Origin of the sequence: Streptomyces sp. NPDC085932 (genome assembly GCF_044540525.1) — a bacterium.
GTDB lineage: Bacteria > Actinomycetota > Actinomycetes > Streptomycetales > Streptomycetaceae > Streptomyces > Streptomyces levis.
The window spans coordinates 1-20,255 of record NZ_JBITSJ010000008.1 but is presented as its reverse complement, the minus strand read 5'-3'; the positions used below and the strand labels follow the sequence as shown (position 1 = coordinate 20,255).

General features: G+C 73.5%; 17 protein-coding genes and 1 rRNA gene. 4 read left to right on the top strand and 14 right to left on the bottom strand.

The window, feature by feature from the left end; all coding sequences use genetic code 11:
* Positions 1-29: 29 nt before the first annotated feature.
* The gene (locus ACIGAQ_RS32775) at positions 30-1,676 is read right to left on the bottom strand and encodes a CTP synthase (protein WP_311688642.1); all 1,647 of its coding nucleotides are present in this window, start codon (positions 1,674-1,676) and stop codon (positions 30-32) included.
* A 474-nt stretch (positions 1,677-2,150) separates the two neighbouring features.
* On the opposite strand from ACIGAQ_RS32775, the gene ACIGAQ_RS32770 reads away from it, so the two are divergent.
* On the top strand, positions 2,151-3,953 hold the full coding sequence (locus tag ACIGAQ_RS32770; protein WP_094055418.1) for a glycoside hydrolase family 15 protein: 1,803 nt from the start codon (positions 2,151-2,153) through the stop codon (positions 3,951-3,953).
* Between the two features lie 18 nt (positions 3,954-3,971).
* Here the strand turns inward: ACIGAQ_RS32770 and ACIGAQ_RS32765 are convergent, their stop codons facing one another.
* On the bottom strand, positions 3,972-4,928 hold the full coding sequence (locus tag ACIGAQ_RS32765; protein ID WP_362278930.1) for an LLM class F420-dependent oxidoreductase: 957 nt from the start codon (positions 4,926-4,928) through the stop codon (positions 3,972-3,974).
* A gap of 126 nt (positions 4,929-5,054) precedes the next feature.
* Here ACIGAQ_RS32765 and ACIGAQ_RS32760 point away from each other — a divergent pair, with 126 nt between their 5' ends.
* Positions 5,055-6,728 carry a PucR family transcriptional regulator gene (locus ACIGAQ_RS32760; protein ID WP_399789462.1) on the top strand — a complete coding sequence of 558 codons (1,674 nt, stop codon included), beginning with the start codon at positions 5,055-5,057 and terminating at the stop codon, positions 6,726-6,728.
* Between the two features lie 49 nt (positions 6,729-6,777).
* Here ACIGAQ_RS32760 and ACIGAQ_RS32755 read toward each other — a convergent pair whose 3' ends face one another.
* The 5 genes from ACIGAQ_RS32755 to ACIGAQ_RS32735 form a co-directional block, all read right to left on the bottom strand.
* Entirely contained in the window at positions 6,778-7,920 is a 1,143-nt protein-coding gene (locus ACIGAQ_RS32755; protein WP_311688668.1) for a glycosyltransferase family 4 protein, read from the bottom strand.
* Between the two features lie 244 nt (positions 7,921-8,164).
* Positions 8,165-9,883 (bottom strand): DNA repair protein RecN, encoded by a 1,719-nt coding sequence (gene recN / locus ACIGAQ_RS32750; RefSeq protein WP_399790105.1) that lies wholly within the window; start codon positions 9,881-9,883, stop codon positions 8,165-8,167.
* Between the two features lie 70 nt (positions 9,884-9,953).
* Complete coding sequence (locus ACIGAQ_RS32745) at positions 9,954-10,859, bottom strand: NAD kinase (RefSeq protein ID WP_094055423.1); 906 nt, start codon at positions 10,857-10,859, stop codon at positions 9,954-9,956.
* The gene (locus tag ACIGAQ_RS32740; protein ID WP_399789458.1) at positions 10,856-11,671 is read right to left on the bottom strand and encodes a TlyA family RNA methyltransferase; all 816 of its coding nucleotides are present in this window, start codon (positions 11,669-11,671) and stop codon (positions 10,856-10,858) included. The genes ACIGAQ_RS32745 and ACIGAQ_RS32740 overlap by 4 nt, the downstream gene beginning before the upstream one ends.
* Positions 11,672-11,678: 7 nt before the next feature.
* Positions 11,679-11,999, bottom strand: a complete 321-nt coding sequence (locus ACIGAQ_RS32735; protein ID WP_362278927.1) for a hypothetical protein — start codon at positions 11,997-11,999, stop codon at positions 11,679-11,681.
* A gap of 42 nt (positions 12,000-12,041) precedes the next feature.
* Between ACIGAQ_RS32735 and ACIGAQ_RS32730 the strand changes: the two genes are divergently transcribed.
* Entirely contained in the window at positions 12,042-12,389 is a 348-nt protein-coding gene (locus ACIGAQ_RS32730) for a sterol-binding protein (protein ID WP_399789453.1), read from the top strand.
* A gap of 85 nt (positions 12,390-12,474) precedes the next feature.
* Here ACIGAQ_RS32730 and ACIGAQ_RS32725 read toward each other — a convergent pair whose 3' ends face one another.
* The 4 genes from ACIGAQ_RS32725 to ACIGAQ_RS32710 form a co-directional block, all read right to left on the bottom strand.
* Complete coding sequence (locus ACIGAQ_RS32725; protein WP_399789450.1) at positions 12,475-13,410, bottom strand: ABC transporter ATP-binding protein; 936 nt, start codon at positions 13,408-13,410, stop codon at positions 12,475-12,477.
* Positions 13,407-14,468: an iron chelate uptake ABC transporter family permease subunit gene (locus tag ACIGAQ_RS32720; protein WP_362278925.1), complete on the bottom strand. Its 1,062-nt coding sequence runs from the start codon at positions 14,466-14,468 to the stop codon at positions 13,407-13,409. Before ACIGAQ_RS32720 ends, ACIGAQ_RS32725 begins: the two co-directional genes overlap by 4 nt.
* Positions 14,465-15,508, bottom strand: coding sequence for a FecCD family ABC transporter permease (locus ACIGAQ_RS32715; RefSeq protein WP_399789447.1), 1,044 nt, complete (start codon positions 15,506-15,508; stop codon positions 14,465-14,467). Before ACIGAQ_RS32715 ends, ACIGAQ_RS32720 begins: the two co-directional genes overlap by 4 nt.
* 105 nt (positions 15,509-15,613) lie before the next feature.
* Positions 15,614-16,645 carry an HAD hydrolase-like protein gene (locus ACIGAQ_RS32710; RefSeq protein WP_399789444.1) on the bottom strand — a complete coding sequence of 344 codons (1,032 nt, stop codon included), beginning with the start codon at positions 16,643-16,645 and terminating at the stop codon, positions 15,614-15,616.
* A 73-nt stretch (positions 16,646-16,718) separates the two neighbouring features.
* Here ACIGAQ_RS32710 and ACIGAQ_RS32705 point away from each other — a divergent pair, with 73 nt between their 5' ends.
* Positions 16,719-18,011 (top strand): DUF1015 domain-containing protein, encoded by a 1,293-nt coding sequence (locus tag ACIGAQ_RS32705; protein ID WP_399789441.1) that lies wholly within the window; start codon positions 16,719-16,721, stop codon positions 18,009-18,011.
* Between the two features lie 84 nt (positions 18,012-18,095).
* On the opposite strand, the gene ACIGAQ_RS32700 is transcribed toward ACIGAQ_RS32705, so the two are convergent.
* From ACIGAQ_RS32700 to rrf, 3 genes are all read right to left on the bottom strand, one after another.
* Positions 18,096-18,878 (bottom strand): tetratricopeptide repeat protein, encoded by a 783-nt coding sequence (locus tag ACIGAQ_RS32700; RefSeq protein ID WP_362279093.1) that lies wholly within the window; start codon positions 18,876-18,878, stop codon positions 18,096-18,098.
* The gene (locus ACIGAQ_RS32695; RefSeq protein ID WP_399790151.1) at positions 18,770-19,939 is read right to left on the bottom strand and encodes a hypothetical protein; all 1,170 of its coding nucleotides are present in this window, start codon (positions 19,937-19,939) and stop codon (positions 18,770-18,772) included. Before ACIGAQ_RS32695 ends, ACIGAQ_RS32700 begins: the two co-directional genes overlap by 109 nt.
* Positions 19,940-20,164: 225 nt before the next feature.
* A 5S ribosomal RNA gene (gene rrf, locus ACIGAQ_RS32690) occupies positions 20,165-20,255 on the bottom strand; the annotation flags it as partial.

Sequence of the window (20,255 nt, the reverse complement as noted above, 5' to 3'; positions counted from 1 at the left end):
TGCACCCCGGCCACCGTACAACTGGTGTGTTACTTCGAAGTCTTCCGCTCGACGGCGGCCTTGACGAGCCCCGCGAACAGCGGGTGCGGGCGCGTCGGGCGCGAGCGCAGCTCCGGGTGCGCCTGCGTGGCGACCAGGTAGGGGTGGACGTCGCGCGGGTACTCGACGTACTCGACGAGCTTGCCGTCCGGCGAGGTGCCGGAGAACAGGATGCCCGCCCTCTTCTCCAGCTCGGCGCGGTAGGCGTTGTTCACCTCGTAGCGGTGACGGTGCCGCTCCTCGACGTACTCCTTGCCGTCGTACACCTCGCGCACGATCGAGCCCTCGGCGAGCTTGGCCGGGTACATGCCGAGCCGCATGGTGCCGCCCATGTCGCCCTCGCCGGCGACGATGTCCATCTGCTCGGCCATGGTGGAGATGACCGGGTGGCCGGTGGCGGGGTCGAACTCGGTGGAGTTGGCGTCGGCGATGTCGGCCAGGTTGCGCGCGGCCTCGATCACGATGCACTGCAGGCCCAGGCAGAGGCCGAGCAGCGGCACCTTGTTCTCGCGGGCATAGCGGATGGCGCCGACCTTGCCGTTGACGCCGCGCTCGCCGAAGCCGCCGGGGATGCAGATGCCGTCGACGTCGCCGAGCTGGGCCGCGGCGCCGGCCGGGGTCTTGCAGTCGTCGGAGGTGACCCACTTGATCTTGACGCGGGCGCGGTTGGCGAAGCCGCCGGCGCGCAGCGCCTCGGTGACCGACAGGTAGGCGTCGGGCAGGTCGATGTACTTGCCGACGAGCGCGAGGGTGATCTCGTGGTCGGGGTTGTGGACGCGGTCGAGCAGGTCGTCCCAGGTCGTCCAGTCCACGTCGCGGAAGGGCAGGTCGAGCTTGCGGACGACGTAGGCGTCCAGGCCCTCGCCGTGCACGGTCTTGGGGATGTCGTAGATCGAGCGGGCGTCGGGGCAGGCGACCACGGCGGCCTCGTCGACGTCGCACATCAGCGAGATCTTCCGCTTGATCGCGGTGGGCACCTCGCGGTCGCAGCGCAGCACGATCGCGTCCGGCTGGATACCGATGTTGCGCAGGGCCGCAACCGAGTGCTGGGTGGGCTTCGTCTTCAGCTCACCCGAGGGGCCGATGTACGGCAGGAGCGAGATGTGGACGACGAAGACGTTGTCACGGCCGACCTCGTGACGGACCTGGCGGACGGTCTCCAGGAACGGCAGCGACTCGATGTCGCCGACCGTGCCGCCGACCTCCGTGATCACGACGTCGACCTCGTCCGTCGCCATGCGGCGGATGCGGTGCTTGATCTCGTTGGTGATGTGCGGGATGACCTGCACGGTGTCGCCCAGGTACTCGCCGCGCCGCTCCTTGGCGATCACGGTGTTGTACACCTGGCCCGTGGTGACGTTGGCCGAGCCGTCGAGGTCGCGGTCGAGGAAGCGCTCGTAGTGGCCGATGTCCAGGTCGGTCTCGGCGCCGTCGTTGGTGACGAACACCTCACCGTGCTGGAAGGGGTTCATCGTGCCGGGGTCGACGTTCAGGTACGGGTCGAGCTTCTGCATCACGACGCGCAGGCCCCGGGCCTTGAGCAGCATGCCCAGGCTGGAGGCCGTCAGACCCTTGCCGAGCGAGGAGGCGACACCCCCGGTGACGAAGATGTGCTTGGTCGTCGTGGAATTGGGCATGGCCAAGAGGGGGCTCCCGTGGTCGCGATCTGGAGGTGCGGTTCGGGGGTCAGACGCCCACCGGTCCACGGGCTACCAGCGTATCAGCGCCGCGGGGCGATGGCTTCCGGCCACGCTCCGCACACATTCCGACACGGGGCGATCATGCTCACCCGTCCCTCACCCGTTGCTCACTCGTTCGGCGTACCCGCCTTGTCGCGACGGGCACCCGGAACATCCGCGTGCGTCGTATCCTGCTCGGACACTCGCTGCCGAGCCCGTCCGGCCCAACGGCACCACCCCCCGCCCGTAAGCACCGGAACAACGTGAGCTCGTCAGTTCGTTGAGCAACAATTGGCGCTTTGCGTCACGGCTGAGTGAACTGTTTTGCTTCATCGCTCAACGACGCATTGCAAGACCTGCTGAAAACCCCCCTTGACCGCACTAGCGACAGCCCCCTTGCGGGGTGACGTGGCCGTTCGACTGGAGTTGCACGTGGCCGGGCGCATCGAAGACTACGCACTCATCGGAGACATGCAGACCGCTGCCCTGGTCTGCCGGGACGGGACAGTCGACTGGCTGTGCCTGCCCCGCTTCGACTCGCACGCCATCTTCGCCGGCCTGCTGGGCACCGAGGAGCACGGCTTCTGGCGGCTCGGCCCCGCGCACGCCTCCGACCAGGAGCCGCCCACCGCGGCCCGGCGCAGCTACCGCGGCGACTCGCTGATCCTGGAGTCCGAGTGGGACACCCAGCGGGGCACGGTCCGGGTGACCGATTTCATGCCGCCGCGTGACGGCGCCCCGCAGCTGATCCGGATCGTCGAGGGCGTCTCCGGCCGGGTGCCGATGCGCTCGGCGCTGCGGATGCGGTTCTCCTACGGGCGGGTGGTGCCGTGGGTGCACAAGCACGAGGGGCGCACGGTGGCCGTCGCGGGCCCCGACTCCGTGTGGTTCGACACATCCGTCGAGACGTACGGCAAGTCGCTGACGACCTACTCGGACTTCACGGTCGCGCCGGGCGAGCGGATCGCGTTCACGATCTCCTGGGAGCCCTCGCACAAGGAGCCGCCGCCGCTGCCCGAGCCGGAGCAGTCGCTGGAGGCGACGGAGGACTTCTGGCGCGAGTGGGTCGACCACTGTACGTACCACGGCCCCTACCGCGAGGCCGTGGTCCGCTCGCTGATCACGCTGAAGGCCCTGACGTACGCCCCGACCGGCGGCATCGTCGCCGCGCCGACCACCTCCCTGCCGGAGGACATCGGCGGCGTGCGCAACTGGGACTACCGCTACACCTGGCTGCGTGACGCGGCCATCACCCTGTCCTCGCTGCTGCGCACCGGCTACCGCGAGGAGGCCCGCGCCTGGCGCGAGTGGCTGCTGCGGGCGGTGGCCGGCGATCCGGAGAACCTGCAGATCATGTACGGCATCGCCGGTGAGCGCGAGCTCGGCGAGGCGGAGCTGGACTGGCTGCCGGGCTACGAGAACTCCGCCCCCGTCCGGGTCGGCAACGGCGCCGCGCACCAGCTCCAGCTGGACGTGTACGGCGAGGTCACCGAGGCCCTGCACCTGGCCCACATGACCGGCCTCGCGCGCAACGACTACGCCTCGCTGCTCCAGCTGAAGCTGATCCGCTACCTGGAGGACCACTGGCAGGAGCCGGACGAGGGCATCTGGGAGGTGCGCGGTCCGCGCCGCCACTTCGTGCACTCCAAGGTGATGGCCTGGGTCGCCGTCGACCGCACGATCAAGCTGATCGAGTCCGGCGACGCCGACGGCCCGCTGGAGCGCTGGAAGGAACTGCGCGACGACATCCACCGGGACGTGTGCGAGCGCGGTTACGACAAGGAGCGCAACACCTTCACGCAGTCGTACGGCTCGAAGGAGCTGGACGCGTCGCTGCTGCTGATCCCGCAGATGGGCTTCCTGCCGCCGGACGACAAGCGCGTCATCGGCACGATCGAGGCGATCCAGCGGGAGCTGTCCACGCCGGACGGCTTCATCCTGCGCTACCCGACCTCGGGCGGCGACGAGGGCGTGGACGGCCTGCCCGGTGACGAGGGCGCGTTCCTCGCCTGCTCGTTCTGGATGGCCGACGACCTGGCGATGATCGGCCGCGTGGACGAGGCCCGCAAGCTGTTCGAGAAGCTGCTGTCCCTGCGCAACGACCTCGGTCTGCTGGCCGAGGAGTGGGACCCGCGCCTGCAGCGCCAGGTGGGCAACTTCCCGCAGGCCTTCAGCCACGTGCCGCTCATCGACACGGCGCTGCGGCTGACGGCTTCGGGCGCGTACGGCGGCTGAACGGGGCCCTGGGGAGCGTCACTCCGGCTTGAGGGCCGTGAGCGTGCGCTCCCCGGCCGGGTCGCCCGCCGTGGCCGGGACCAGGGCGATCTCGTCGAGGCCGGCCTCGGCGTAGGCGTCGACGCGGGCGCGGACTGTGGCGGCGTCGCCCACCAGGGCGACCGTCCCGGCGGCCTCGGGCGGCAGGGCCTGCAGCAGGGTGTCCCGGTCGGCGCCCTTGACGGCCAGCTCGACGACCTCGGCGAACCCGGCGTCGACGAACATGTCGCTGTAGCCCGGCACGGGCAGGTAGCCGACGACGCTGCGCAGGATCTGGGTGAGCGACTCCGGCTCCGGGTCGACGGCGGCGGGCAGCCAGGCGGCCAGCCGCGGCGGGGTGCGCCCGGCCTTCTCGGCGGCCGCCAGCATCCGCGCCCGCAGCATGCGCACCTGCCCGGGCGAGACGAGGTCGAGGAGCATCCGGTCGGCGTGCCCGACGGCCGCGGCGACCGCGCGCTCGCCGAACGCCGCGACGGTGAGCATCCCGCCGGGCGGCGGCAGCCGGCGCAGGAACCCGCTGCCGGGCACGACCGGCTCGCCCGGCACGCTGTCCAGCAGCGCCCGTACGGCCGCTGCCGACTCCTCCAGGGTCGTGGCGGGCCGGGTCCGCGGGCGGCCGTGCACGCCCTCGACGACCCGCTTGCTGGAGGTGCCGAGGGCGACGCCGACGGGCCGGCCGGTGACGGCCGCGGCCGAGGCGGCGCCCCGGACGACGGTCAGCGGATCGCGCACGTTCACCGGCACGGGCCCGGCGGTCAGCGCGACCCGCTCGGTGGCCGCGCCGATCGCCGTCGCCAGGACGAACGAGTCCCAGGTCGGCCCCTCGCCCGCCCACACCTCCCGGTACCCGAGCCGGTCGGCGAGGACCGCGACCCGCAACGGCTCCTCGACCGGACTGTCGTCCTCCCGCCCCACCGCGACCACGCTCATGTCCATGACGGCGCCCGTACCCGGTCGTTCCCGCCGTAATCCGGGGAGGATCCGCTCCCGGACCCGGGTGTGATCGTCCCGCTGCCCGTCCGGAGATGTCCGAAGGGCAGCCACCCGGGTAGCGTCCGGCCCATGGAGAGCGGGACGCACAGTGGCCACGACACCCAGGGCGCCGGGATCACCGTGCAGCGGGCACTGGAGCTGCCGGGGCTGCGCGGCGGGCTGCCCGAGGTGCTGGCGGGCGCCGACCGGCTCGGGCGGACCGTGCGCTGGGTGCACGCCGGCGAGGTGCCGCACATCGCCTCCCTGCTCAAGGGCGGTGAACTCCTGCTGACCACGGGCTACGGGCTCGGCACCCGCCCGGCCGAGCAGCGGGCGTTCGTGCGCACGCTGGCCGAGCGCGGCATCGCGGCCCTGGTGGTGGAGCTCGGCCCGCGGTTCACGCGGCTGCCCGCGGCCCTGGTGGACACGGCGCGCTCGGCCGGGCTGCCGCTGGTGCAGCTGCACCGAGAGGTGCCGTTCGTCACCGTGACGGAGGAGATCCACACCGAGATCGTCAACGGCCACTACGCGCTGCTCCAGCGGGCCGAGGAGGTGCACCGCCGCTGCACGCGGGCCGTGCTGAGCGGCGGCGGGGTGCCGCAGGTGCTCGGCATCCTGGCCGACTTCGCCGCCAACCCGGTCTTCCTGGAGACGGTGGAGGGGCAGTTGCTGTACGCCGCCGGGGCCGGTCCCGAGGGCGCCGACCCGCTCCAGGTGTGGGAAGGGCTGCGCGGCCAGCACCAGGACGAACCGCCGCTCGCGGGCTCGCTGTTCGTGGACGTGCCGGGCGGCGGTCCCGGCAGCGGGGGCGTCCGGGCACGGCTGGTGCTGCTGCCCGTACGCGCGTCCCTGGACCCGGTGCACCGGATGGCCGCCGAGCGGGCCGCGGGCATCCTGGCCGTGGTGCTCATGCAGGCACGCCAGGAGGAGGAGCTGGCCGCGCGCGGGCGCGGCGATTTCCTCACGGACCTCGCGGAGGGCCGGGTCTCGGCCGAGGACGCCCCGGCGCAGGCCCGCGTACTGGGCTTCAGACCGGGCGAGGGCCCGCTGCTGCCGGTCGTCATGCGGCTCGGCGACGCACTGTCCCCCGGGGGCGGCTGGGCGGTGCTGGCGCGGGCGGTCTCGGAGGAACTGGCGACGGTGGGCGTGCCGGTGCTGCTGGGGGTGCGGCCGGTGGAGGGGCGGGTGCTGGTGCTGCTCGGGCTGCGCGCGGAGACGGAGCGGGCGACGGTCGCGGACCGGGTGGCGGCGGCGCTGCGGGCCGGGGTGGGCCGGGCAGGGATGCCACGGCCGGGCGGCCGGCCGCCCGTGGTGGTCGTCGGGGTGGCCGGCGGCTGGACGGCGGCGGCGTCGGGCCTGAGGCACGCGGCCGAGACGGCCACGGCGGCCCAGGGGCTGCCCGACCGGCCCTGGTTCGACGCCCGCCGCCTGGACATCGACCTGCTGCTGTGGCGCCTGCGCGAGGATCCGGACCTGGCGGCCTTCGTCGACCGGGCGCTCGGGCCCCTCCTGGAGCACGACCGCCGCTCCCGGCCGCCGCTGCTGCCCACGCTGACGACCTACCTGGCCCACGCGGGACGCAAGGCGGAGACGGCCCGGGAGCTCCACCTCAACCGGCAGACCCTGTACAACCGGCTGGCGCGCATCGGGGAGTTGCTGGGCACCGACCTGGACGATCCGCAGACGGTGCTGGCCCTGAGCCTGGCCCTGCGGGCCCGCCGCCACGTGCCGAGGGGCCCACGGGCGGGGGGCGGCGCCCTCTAGGCGACGCGGGACAGGAAGCGGGGGGGGAGGGGGGCAGAGGCCGGGGCCCCTAGGCGAGGGGCAGGGGGCGGGTCAACTCGTCGTAGACGCTGAGCACCTGGGCGACGGTCTCGTCCTCGGTCGGCCAGGTCGCCGCCTGCCGGGCGCCCTTGTCCTGGAGCAGGGTCCGGCGCTCGGGGTCGCCGAGCAGCCGCACGACGGAGGCGGCGAGGGCCGGGGCGTCCCCGGCGGGGACGAGTTCGGCCGCGTCGCCGACGAGTTCGGGAATGCCGCCGACGTCGGTCGCGACGAGCGGCACGCGCGCGTGCAGGGCCTCCTGGGCGAGGACCGAGCGCGCCTCCCAGCGGCTGGGCAGCAGGGCGAGGTCGGCGGCGGCGAGCAGGTCGGAGACGTCGTCGCGGCGGCCGATGAGCCGGACGGGCAGGCCCTCCCCCTCGATCCGTTCCTGGAGTTCGCCGCGCAGCGGCCCCTCCCCCGCGATCACGACCAGCGGAACCGGGTCCAGCCGGCGCCATACGCGGGCCGCGTCCAGCAGCACGTCGTAGCCGCGGTGCCGTTCCAGGGAACCGACGGCCATGAGCAACGGCCGTCCGATCGCGCCGAGTTCGGCGCGCACCTTGGGCCGCAGCCGGTCGGGGTCGTCCGGCTCCACGGGCCGGCGCGGGCCGGGCAGCGCCACGGCGGCCAGCCGCGCGTCCCGGGCGCCCGTCAGCCGGGCCCGGTCCACCAGCGCCGAGGTCGTGCCGAGCACCACCGTGGCCGCCTTGACGACCCGGCGTTCCAGGACACGCAGCAGATGGGCCCGCGCACCGTCGGCGTGCGCCCGGTCGTGCCACGTCACGACCAGCGGGGTCCGCACGCGCCGCCCGCTGAGCGCCAGCACGGTGCGGAAGGAGGCGTGCAGCCCATGGGCGTGGACCAGGTCGGCGTCGGCGCAGGCCGCCCGCAGGGCCGCCACCGACACGGGGTCACTGCTGCGCGGCACGTGCACGTGGTCGGCCCCGACCCCGCTGAAGTCATAGGCGCGATCCGCCTCGAAGGGGGCGCACACCGTGACTCTCACGCCCCGGGCGACGAGCCCCGCCGTCAGCGAGCGCACATGCGCGCTGCTGGTGGCATTGCCCCCGCCCAGCACCTGCACGGTGCGCAGCGGTGACTGGCCAGGCGGTGAGTGGCTGCTCACGGGGGTCACGTGGCCGGGCTCCTGGTTCGGTCGGGCGGTCACGACGCGGTTTCCCACGCGTACACCGCCAAGGATGCCAGGACATACGGGGGTTCCGGGAACGCCGGAACCCCGGCGGCGCGACCGTGGGGCGCGGCAGCGGGGGAATGCGCCGGGCCGGGTCACCCACACGAGTGAAGTTGGGCGACCCGCCCGGTCCCGGTCCGCCCGGCCGGGTGCGCGTCCTCCGCTGGAGGTCCGCTCCCCCCTCCGGTTACAGGTCCGCCCGCGCCGTCGCCAGCAGCTCCTCCGCGTGCGCCCGGGCCGTCTCCGAGTCCTCCTGGCCGGCGAGCATGCGGGACAGCTCGCGGACCCGCTCCTCCCCTTCCAGGACCTTCACGCCGGAACGGGTCACGGAGCCGTCGTTCGTCTTCTCGACCAGCAGCTGCCGGTCGGCGAAGGCGGCCACCTGCGGCAGGTGCGTCACGACCACGACCTGCGCGGTCTTCGCCAGCCGCGCGAGACGCCGGCCGATCTCGACCGCCGCCTTGCCGCCGACCCCGGCGTCGACCTCGTCGAAGAGGTACGTCGGCACCGGGTCCGTCCCCGCGAACACCACCTCCACGGCCAGCATCACGCGCGACAGCTCACCACCGGAGGCGCCCTTGGCGATCGGCCGGGGCGGCGCGCCCGGGTGCGGCGCCAGCAGCAGTTCGACCTCGTCGGCACCGGCGGGACCGTAGGCGACGGGCCGCCCACCGACCTCGACGCCCTCGGGGTCCTCGGTCTGCCGGATGTCGAAGGACACGCGCGCGTGCGGCATGGCGAGGGAGGCCAGCTCGGCGGTCACGGCGGCGGCGAACCGCTCGGCGGCCTCCGTCCGCGCGTCCGTCAACGCCTGCGCGAGTCCGCCCAGTTCGGCGCGGAGCGCGTCCCGCTCGGCGGTCAGCTCCCCGATCCGCTCGTCGTCGCCGTCGAGTTCGGTCAGCCGGGCGGCGCCGTTCTCCGCCCAGGCCAGCACGGCGGCGATGTCCTCGCCGTACTTCCGGGTCAGCCCGGTCAGCGCGGCCCGGCGCTCCTCCACGGCCGCCAGCCGCAGCGGATCGGCGTCCAGGTCGTCGGCGTACCCCGCGAGGTCCCCGGCCGCGTCGCGCAGCAGGATCCCGATCTCGCCGATGCGGTCGGCGAGCGCGGCCAGCGCCGGGTCGTGCGACCGCACCGCGTCCAGGGCCCGCTGGGCGCCCGCGACGAGCGTCCCGGCGTCGACGCCCTCGGGGTCCTCCGGGTTGCCCGCGAGCGCGGCGTGGGCGACAGCGGCGGCGGACGCCAGCGCCTCGGCGTGCCCGAGCCGCTCGGCCTCCTCGGCCAGCTCCACGTCCTCGCCGGGCCGGGGTTCGACGGCGGCGATCTCGTCGAGCCCGTAGCGCAGCAGGTCGGCCTCCTGGGCCCGTTCCCGCGCGCGCGTGGTGATCTCGTCGAGCTCGGCGGCGACGGCCCGCAGCCGCTTGTAGGCCTCCCCGTACTTGGCCAGCGGCACGGCGACCGCGTCGCCCGCGTACCGGTCGAGCGCCTGCCGCTGCCGGGACAGCTTCAGCAGCCCCTGCTGGTCGGTCTGCCCGTGCACGGCCACCAGTTCGTCGGCGAGCTCCGCGAGCACGCCCACAGGCACGCTGCGCCCGCCCAGGTGCGCCCGGGAACGCCCCTCGGCCGAAACGGTACGGCTGATCAGCAGGGCACCGTCGTCGAGCTCGGCCCCGGCCTCCTCGGCCCGCACGGCGACGGCGGCGTGCTCGGGCACGGTGATCCGCCCCTCCACCACCGCCTTGCCGGCCCCGATCCGCACGAGCGCCGGGTCGGCCCGGCCGCCCAGCAGCAATCCCAGGCTGGTGACCACCATGGTCTTGCCCGCACCCGTCTCACCGGTGACCGCGGTGAACCCCGGCGACAGCTCGACGACAGCGTCGTCGATCACACCGAGCGACCGTATCCGCATCTCCTCCAACACGGACACGACCTTACGAGGTCCGGGCCGGGGATTGCGACCGGCCTGCCCTTGTCACCCGTTAGTGAGGAGCCCCTCGCCAGCCGGACACGGGCAGGGCGAACTTCGCCACCAGCCGGTCCGTGAAGGAGGCGTGGTGCAGCCGGGCCAGCCGGACCGGCACGGCCCCCCTGCGCACCTCCACGCGCGCCCCGGCGGGCAACTCCACCGTCCGCCGCCCGTCGCACCACAGCACGCCCGGCGGAATGTGCGGCAGCACCTCCACGGCCAGCACGGAATCCGGCGAGGTCACCAGCGGCTTGGCGAACAGCGCGTGCGCGGAGATCGGCACCATCAGCAGCGCCTCGACCTCCGGCCACACCACCGGCCCGCCGGCGGAGAAGGCGTACGCCGTCGATCCCGTGGGCGTGGCGCACACGATCCCGTCGCAGCCGAACCCGGTGACCGGCCGCCCGTCGATCTCCAGGACGACCTCCAGCATCCGCTCGGCGGACACCTTCTGCACGGCCGCCTCGTTCAGCGCCCAGTCCGTGTGCACGATGTCGCCGTTCTGGTGCACCACGACGTCGACGGTCATCCGCTCCTCGACCTCGTACGCCTTGGTCACCACCCGGTCGACAACCTTGTCGAGGTCGTCGCGCTCGGCCTCGGCGAGGAAGCCGACCCGCCCGAGGTTGACGCCGAGCATCGGCACCCCGGACGCCCGCGCGAACTCCGCGCCGCGCAGCAGCGTGCCGTCGCCGCCCAGCACGATGAGCAGCTCGCACCCGTCGAGGCACTGCGGGGTCGCCTCCTTGACCAGCACCACCTCGTCCGGCAGCGGCAGGTCCCGGGCCTCGTCCTCCAGGACCCGCACGCCCAGACCCGAGCGCAGCAGCCCCTTCACCACGAGCTCGGCACTGCGCACGGCCGCGGGCCGGCCCGTGTGGGCGAGCAGGAAAACAGTACGAGCTCGGTTCTCGGTCAACGCGGCCCCTCCGCCACTGCTCGGTCAACGTCGGCCGGGTCCAGTTCCGGTGCCCCGGCCCGCAGCCACAAGAAGTATTCGACATTCCCCGACGGCCCGGGCAGCGGACTGGCGGTCACGCCCTTCACCCCGAGCCCCAGCCCCCAGGCCTTCTCGGCCACCCCCCGCACCGCCTCGGCCCGCAGCTGGGGGCTGCGTACGACTCCCCCGCTGCCCAGCCGCTCCTTGCCCACCTCGAACTGCGGCTTGACCATCATCACCAGGTCGGCGTCCGGCTTCACGCACCGCACCAGGGCGGGCAGGACCAGCCCGAGCGGGATGAAGGACAGATCCCCCACGACAAGATCCACAGGCTCCCCATCGATCGCTTCAAGCGTCAACTCGCGTACGTTCGTACGGTCCTTGACGGTGACGCGTTCATCGTTCTGCAGGGACCACGCGAGTTGTCCGTAACCGACGTCCACGGCGACGACGTGGGCGGCACCGGCCCGCAGCAGGACGTCGGTGAAACCGCCGGTCGAGGCGCCTGCGTCCAGCGCCCTGCGGCCCTCGACGGCGAGGCCCTGCGGCACGAACGCCTCCAGCGCGCCGGCGAGCTTGTGGCCGCCCCGGGAGACGTAGTCGGGGTCGTTGGCGTCGGCCGCGACGACGATCGCGGCGGCGGTCTCCACCTGCGTGGCCGGTTTCGTCGCGACGGTCCTGCCGACGGAGACCCGCCCGGCGGCGATCAGCTGGCCGGCGTGCTCACGCGAGCGCGCGAGCTTGCGGCGGACCAGCTCCGCGTCCAGACGGCGTCGTGCGACTCCTGCCACGTTCGGTTCAGCTCCTCGGTGAAGGCGGCGACGGGGGCGCCGGAGGTCCCGGGCGTACGTCGAGCGCGGTGAGCGCGTCGCGCAGCCCCCGGTGTACATCCTCGTACACCTCGATGTGCCCGTCCGTGGCGAGGTGGTCGGCGTCGCCGAGCCGGGTCAGGGCCGCGTCCACGCCGGCGTCGCCGGTGGGGGTGCGGGGCACGTTCAGCGGGGCGGGGGCGGCCGGGTCGGGCTCGGGCTCCGCCTGCCGCGCCTCCTGCGGGAAATCCGCCGGGAGGTCCTCAGGAAGGCCCGCCGTGAGGTCCGCGGGGGGAACTGCGTGGTCCATGCCCCGACGCTACCGCGAACCCCTGCGGTACCGTCGATCGCGATGGCCACGATCGAGGAGTGCCGCAGCGCACTCGACAAGCTCTCGGACAGCATGCAGCGCGCCGAAGGGGACGTCCGCGAGGCCGCGGCCCTGGACCGCTCGGTGAGCTGCCACATCACCGACCTGGACGTCACCTTCGTGGGCCGGATGCGGGGCGGTCGGATCGAGGTGCGTGACACGGTGCCCGGGCCGCCGCCGGACAAGGCCGGGATCAGACTGGCCATGACCGGCGACGACCTGGTGGCCCTGGTCGACGGCGAGCTGAACTTCGCCACGGCCTGGGGCTCGGGCCGGGTGAAGCTGCACGCGGGGCTGCGGGACCTGCTCCGCCTCAGGAGACTGCTGTAACGGCGACCTTCTCCGCCTCAGGAGACTTCCGTGGCGGCGACCATCTCCGCCTCAGGAGACTTCCGTGGCGGCGACCATCTCCGCCTCAGGAGACTTCCGTGGCGGCGACCTTCTCCGCCCCGGTCTCCGCCCCGGCCCGCGGCCCGGCCGCCTCCCGCACGCGTGCCTTGCGCGCCGCCGGCACGACCAGGGGCGTGCCCGTCTCCGGGTCGTCGATGACCTGGCAGCGCAGCCCGAAGACCTCCTCGACGAGCTCGGCCGTGACGATGTCGTTCGGCGCGCCCTCGGCGATGACCGTGCCCTGGCGCAGGGCGATGAGATGCGTGGCGTAGCGGGCGGCGTGGTTCAGGTCGTGCAGCACGGCCACCAGCGTGCGCCCCTGCTCCTCGTGCAGCTGCGCGCACAGGTCCAGCACGTCGATCTGGTGCTGGATGTCCAGGTACGTCGTCGGCTCGTCGAGCAGCAGCAGCGGCGTCTGCTGGGCCAGCGCCATGGCGATCCACACGCGCTGCCGCTGGCCGCCGGAGAGCTCGTCGACGTAGCGGTCGGCGAGTTCGGCGACGCCGGTCTGCCGCATCGACTCCTGCACGACCCGCTCGTCCTCGGTGGACCATTGCCGCAGGATGCCCTGGTGCGGGTAGCGGCCGCGGCCGACCAGGTCGGCGACGGTGATGCCGTCGGGCGCGATGGACGACTGGGGCAGCAGGCCGAGGGTGCGGGCGACCTTCTTCGCGGGCAGGGACTGGATGACCTGCCCGTCCAGCAGCACCCGGCCCTGGCTGGGCTTGAGCATCCGCGACAGCGCCCGCAGCAGCGTCGACTTGCCGCAGGCGTTGGGCCCGACGATCACGGTGAAGGAGTGGTCGGGTATCTCCACCGACAGCTGCTCGGCGATGACCCGCTGGTCGTAGGCGAGGGTGACGTTCTGGGCGGACAGACGGTTCACGGTGCTCCTTCGGTTGTTCAGCCCGCTGCTGTTGCTGCTCGGGGCGCTCGTGCCCGCTGAGGTTCCGGTGCTCATATCCGCCCCGCCTTGCGTTCGGTGACCAGCAGCCACAGCAGGTAGACACCGCCGAGCACGCCGGTGACCACGCCCACGGGCAGCTGCTCGGCCCCGAACGCCCGCTGCGAGGCCAGGTCGGCGACGACCAGCAGGGCGCCGCCCATGCACAGCGACGCCAGCAGGTTCGGGCCGGGCGAGCGGGTCAGCCGCCGGGCCAGCTGCGGCGCGGTGAGCGCCACGAAGCTGACCGGACCGGCCGCGGCGGTCGCCGACGCGGTGAGCAGCACCGCCGCGACCATCAGCAGCAGCCGCACGCGCTCCACCCGCACGCCCAGGGCGTACGCCACGTCGTCGCCCATCTCCATCATCCGCAGCCCGCGCCCGTTGGCCAGCACGAGCGGCACGAGCACGGCGCACAGGGCGAGCAGCGGCCACACCTGGGCCCAGTCACGGCCGTCGAGGGAGCCGGTCATCCACACCACAGCGCGGGCCGCGTCCACGATGTCGGACTTGGTGAGCAGATAGCCGTTGACCGCGGTGACGATCGCCGAGACGCCGATGCCGACCAGGACCAGCCGGTAGCCGTGCACGCCGCGCTTCCAGGCCAGCACGTAGATGGCGAAGCCCGTCACCAGGCCGCCCACGAGGGCGCCGAGGGCGACCTGGTTGGCGCTGCCGGAGAACAGCACGATCATCGTGAGCGCGCCGGCCGTCGCGCCCTGGCCGAGGCCGAGCACGTCCGGACTGCCGAGCGGGTTGCGGGAGATGGACTGGAACAGCGCGCCGCCCAGGCCCAGCGAGGCACCGACCAGCAGTCCGACCAGGACCCGCGGCAGCCGCAGTTCGTTGACGATGAACTCCTGGCCCGCGTTGCCCTCGCCGACCAGCGTGCGCAGCACGTCGGCGGCCGGAATGGGGAAGTCGCCGGTGCCGATGAGCACCACGCTCGCCGCGAGCGCCGCGACCAGCAGCAGGAGCACGACGGTGAAGGCCCGCACGTCCAGACGTACGGAGAGCCCGCCCGGGGCGCGTACGACCCGGCCGGTGGTCTTCTCGACACGGTTGATGGTCTTCACAGCTGCGCCGTCCTCCGCCGTCGTACCAGGAAGATGAACACCGGGCCGCCCAGGATCGCGGTCACGATGCCCACCTGGAGCTCCGCGGGCCGGGCCACGACCCGGCCGATGACGTCCGCGCCGAGCAGCAGCACCGGCGACAGGATCGCCGCGTACGGCAGGATCCAGCGCAGGTCCGGCCCGGTGAAGGAGCGCACCACGTGCGGCACCATCAGCCCGACGAACACGATCGGCCCGCACGCGGCGGTCGCGGCCCCGCACAGCACGGTCGCGGCCAGCATCGACAGCGCCCGCGTCCGGTTCAGGTTGGCGCCCAGCGCCTTGGCCGTGTCGTCGCCCATGGCCATGGCGTTGAGCGGCCGGGCCAGGGCCAGCGCGAGGACCGTGCCGGTGAGCAGGAACGGCAGGACCTGCTCGATGGTCGAGTCGGTCGCCGCGGAGAGCGAACCGAGCGTCCAGAAGCGCATCTTGCCGAGCGCCGCGTCGTCCATGATCATCACGGCCTGGAGGTAGCCGAACAGCGCGGCGCTGATCGCCGTGCCGGCCAGGGCAAGCCGCACCGGTGTCGCGCCCCGGCTGCCGCCGAGGAACCACACCAGCGCCCCGACCGCGGCCGCGCCGAAGAACGCGAACCACACATAGCCGCTGAGCGAGGTGACGCCGAGGAACGTGATGGCCGTGACGACCGCGGCGGACGCGCCGGCGTTGATGCCGAGCAGTCCGGGATCGGCCAGGGGGTTGCGCGTGAGGGCCTGGAGGACCGCCCCGGCCAGCCCCAGGGCCGCACCGGCGAGCAGCCCCAGCACGGTCCGCGACAGCCGCTCCGCGACGACCACGTCGCCGTAGCTGCCCGAGTCCTCGAACAGACCGTGCCAGACCTGGCCGAGGGACAGCTCTTTCGCACCGATCGCGATACTCGCCAGCGCGACGAGCACCAGGATCGCGACGGACAGCAGCAGCCCAAAGGCGCGCGCCGCACGTCGGGTTGGGGGCGCGGGGGCGGACTCCGCGCGCTGTTCGGGGGGACTCTCGACCAACACGCAGTTAGGTTAGCCTACCCTCGCAATCGATCACGATCCGAGAGCGACCACCCGTTCGCACACACGAGCGCAGTGTGCCCACGCGGGACACTGCCCAACCGGCCCTCACAACCCGAGCCGGGCCAGCGCCTTCCCGCCGTCCAGGCCGCACGTCCCGTCACCGGCGGCCGACCACGCGGCGGCGCACAACGCCCGCAGCCCGTCCAGCGCCTCACCCTCCCCGTCGAGCTCCAGCCGCTCCGCCCCGGCCCTCGCCGTCCAGCCGCCGCACCGGAACCCTCCCTCGCCCGCGTCGACGACGTCCGGCTGCCCGCCCAGCATCCCACGCAGGTCGGCGTCCACGTACGTCGGCCGGTGCTGCGGCGGAGCGGCCAGCAGCTGCGCCCCGTCGGTCACACCGGTCAGGACGAGCAGCGAATCGACCTCGCCGTTGAACGCTCCCTCGATGTCCGTGTCCAGCCGGTCCCCGACGACCAGCGGCCGCTCCGCCCCCGTCCGCAGGATCGTCTCCCGGTGCATCGGCGGCAGCGGCTTGCCCGCGACCTGCGGCTCGGCGCCCGTGGCGATCCGGACCACCTCCACCGCCGCCCCGTTGCCCGGCGCGATGCCCCGCCCGCTCGGGATCGTCAGGTCCGTGTTGGACGCGAACCACGGCACGCCCCGGGCGACCGCGTAGGAAGCCTCGGCGAACCGGCCCCACGGCAGATCGGGCCCGCCGTACCCCTGCACGACCGCCACCGGATCGTCGTCCGCCGACTCGACGGGCTCCAGCCCCCGCTCCCGCAGCGCCACCCGCAGCCCCTCCCCGCCGATCACCAGCACCCGCGCGCCCCGCGGCACCTGCTCGCTGATGAGGCGCGCGACCGCCTGCGCGGACGTGATGACGTCCTGCGCACCCGTCGGTATCCCCAGCTCCGTCAGATGCCCGGCCACCGTGTCCGGAGTCCGCAGCGCGTTGTTGGTGACGTACGCCAGGCGCATCCCGCCCTCCCGGGCCGCCGCCAGCGACTCGACCGCGTGCGCGATGGCACTCCCGCCCGCGTACACGACCCCGTCCAGATCGAGCAGGGCCGTGTCGTACGCCTCGCTCAGGGCCTGCCCACTGCCCTCGGGCCTCGTCCTGACGCTCCGGCTCATCCCGTATCGCTCCTCGGTTCGGCGGCTTTCCCCCGATCATCCCCCATGCCACCGACACCCGTACGATGCCGGGATGAACACAGCAGGTCACTCGGAGGCAACGGCGCACCGAGGCCTGGAACTCACCCCGTTCCGAGGCCTTCGTTACGACCCCGACCGGGTCGGCGGCCTTGCCGCCGTCACATCCCCGCCGTACGACGTCGTGGTGCGCCCCGACGGCCTGCACCACCTCGAATCCTCCGACCCGCACAACATCGTCCGCCTGATCCTCCCCCAGGCCGCCACCGCCGGCGCCCGCAACGAACAGGCCGCCGAGACCCTGCGCCGCTGGCTTGCCGAGGGCATCCTCACCCCCGACCCGGAACCCTGCCTCTACGTGTACGAGCAGCGCGACGGCGACGGCATGCTGCAGCGCGGCATCATCGGCGCCCTGCGCGTGTCGGACCCGGCCGAGCAGGTGGTGCTGCCGCACGAGGACGTCATGCCGCACGTCGTCGCCGACCGCGCCGCCCTGATGCGGGCCACCTCGGCGAACCTCGAACCCCTGCTGCTGACGTACCGCGGTGACGACTCGTCGGCCGCCACGGCGGATCTGATCGAGCGCGTCGCCGACCGGCCCCCGCTCCTCGCGACCACCACGGAGGACGGCTTCCGCCACCGCCTGTGGGCGATCACCGACCCCGCGGAGCTCACCACCGTCCAGCGCGACCTGGCCCGCCACCAGGCACTCATCGCCGACGGCCACCACCGCTGGGCGACCTACCGCCGCCTGCGCACGGAACACCCCTCCCCCAGCCCGTGGGACCACGGCCTGGTCCTCCTCGTCGACACGGCCCGCTACCCGCTGCGGGTCCGCGCCATCCACCGCCTCCTCCACGGCCTGCCGGTCCAGCGGGCCCTGACCGCCCTGGACGGCCGCTTCCGGGTGCGCCGCCTCGACGTGCCGCTCGCCGAGGCCCTGGAGGTGCTGGCGGACGCGGCCTGCGCGGGCAACGCGTTCCTGCTGGCCGGCGACGGCTCCTTCCACCTCGTCGACCAACCCGACCCGGACCTGCTGAACCGCACGGTCCCGGCCGACCGGCCCACCGCCTGGCGCACCCTCGACGCGACGGTGCTGCACGCCACGCTCCTGGAACACGTGTGGCGCATCCCCGAGGACTCCCCCGACCGCATCGCCTACATCCACGACACCGCCGCCACGGTCGCGAAGGCGGAGCGCGACGGCGGTACGGCCGTCCTGATGCACCCGGTGCGCGAGGAGGTCGTGCGCGACCTGGCCCGGCAGGGCGTGACCATGCCGCGCAAGTCGACGTCGTTCGGCCCGAAGCCGGCGACCGGGCTGGTCCTGCGGGCCCTGGACCTCTGACACCCGCCCCACGACACACGAAGGGGGCGGACCCCGACCGGGATCCGCCCCCTTCACTCACGTTCGGACGTCTGCGTTCGCGCGTCAGTCCTTCTGCTCCGGCTCATCGGGCTCCGCATCGCCGTCCGCGCTGTCGTCCGCGTTGCCGTCCTGGACCTCGTCGGTGCTCTCGTCGTCGTCCCCGTCGTCGGAGAGGGCGTCCAGGAACTCCACGCCGTCCAGCTCGGCGAGCCGGTCCGAGGCGTCCGTGCTGCCGTCCCGGTCGGCCTCGACGGCCTTCGCGAACCACTCCCGCGCCTCGCCCTCGCGCCCGGCGGCGAGCAGGGCGTCCGCGTAGGCGTACCGCAGGCGCGCGGTCCAGGGCTGCACGGAACTGGCGGCCAGCTCAGGGCTCTGCAGCGTCACGATGGCCGCGTCCAGCTGCCCCATGTCCCGCCGCGCACCGGCCGCGACGAGCCGCATCTCGACCTGCCCGGCCTTGTCGAGCTTGTGCACCTCGGGCGCACCGGCCATGTCCAGCGCCTTCTCCGGACGCCCGAGCCCACGCTCGCAGTCGGCCATGACGGGCCACAGGTCGATGTTCCCGGTCATCCGCTTGGCAGCCCGGAACTCGGCCAGCGCCTCGCCGTACTTCTGATTGGCGTACGCGGCGAACCCGGCGGCCTCCCGGACGGCGGCGACCCGCGAGGCCAGCCGCAGCGCGATCCTGGAGTAGGCGTACGCGCCCTCGGGGTCCTCGTCGAGGAGCCGCGCGACCATCACGAGGTTCCTGGCGACGTCGTCCGCGAGCGTCTTCGGCAGACTCTGGAGTTCCTGCCTGACGTCCTTGTCGATCTCCTCGCCCGTGACGTCCTCGGGGATCGGCAGCCGCTTGATCGGCTCCCTGTCCCGCTCCCGCTCGTCACGGAACCGGCCGCCACCGCCGCCACGCCGGTCGTCCCGGCCACCCCGGAAGCCGCCGGGACGTCCACCACGGTCGTCGCGGCGCGGCCCACGCCCACCACGGTCGTCCCGGCCACCACGGAATCCACCCCGCTCGCCGTCCCGACGATCGTCACGCCGGTCATCCCGACGCTCGTCCCGGCGGAAGTCGCCGCGGTCGCCGCGCGGGCCGTCGTCGCGACGGAAGCCGGGACGCCCGCCACGGCCGGCGTCGTCACGGTCGCGGCGCTGGAAGCCGCCGCGGTCCCCACGCTCGTCACGGCCACGGAAGCCACGGTCACGGTCGTCCCGCCGGAACCCACGGTCCCGGTCATCGCCGCGGGGCCCGCGCTCACGGTCGTCGCTACGGAACCCCCGGTCGCGGTCGTCGCTGCGGAACCCCCGGTCGCGGTCATCGCTACGGTAGCCGCGGTCACGGAAGTCGCGGCGCTCTCCGCGGTCGTCGCGCCGGACGAATCCGCCGCGGTCGCCGTCACGCCGGTCGTCGCGCCGGTCATCACGGCGATCGTCCCTGCGGTCGTCACGGCGATCGTCGCGCCGGTCGTCCCGGCGGTCGTCACGCCGGAAGCCGCCGCGGGGTCCGCGGTCGTCGCGGCGCTGGAAACCGCCGCGGTCGTCCCGCCGGCCATAGCCGCCGCCACGGCTGTCGTCACGACGGCTGTCGTCACGACGGCTGTCATCCCGGCGGCTGTCATCGCGCCGGTTGTCGTCGCGCCGGAAACCACCGCGATCGCCACGGTCACCGCGGTCACCGCGGTCGTCACGGCGGAAGGAGGGACGGTCACCACGATCGTCGCGACGGAAACCGCCCCGGTCCCGGTCGTCACGGCGCGGGCCCCGGTCACGGTCGTCCCGCCGGCCGTAGCCGCCGCCGCGGTTGTCGTCACGCCGGTTGTCATCGCGTCGGTTGTCATCGCGCCGGAAGCCGCCGCGCTCCCCGCGGTCGTCACGGCGCTCGCCACGGTCGTTCCGACGGAAGCCGCCACGGTCGCCACGATCCCCGCGCTGACCGCCGCGATCGCTCCGGTCGCCCTCCCGTCGCCGCTGGTCGCGCTCCGGTCGGTCGTCGGGAGAGTTGGTGGACATGGTGACTCCTGTCTTCGGTACCGCAAGTCATTCTCGCGCAGCCGGGTGCCCAGCGCGCAGTGCAAAAACAAAAAGGACCCCTGGTCCCAGCTGAACGCTGGTGACCAGGGGTCCTTCCAAAGATTGTTCGGCGGCGTCCTACTCTCCCACAGGGTCCCCCCTGCAGTACCATCGGCGCTGTAAGGCTTAGCTTCCGGGTTCGGAATGTAACCGGGC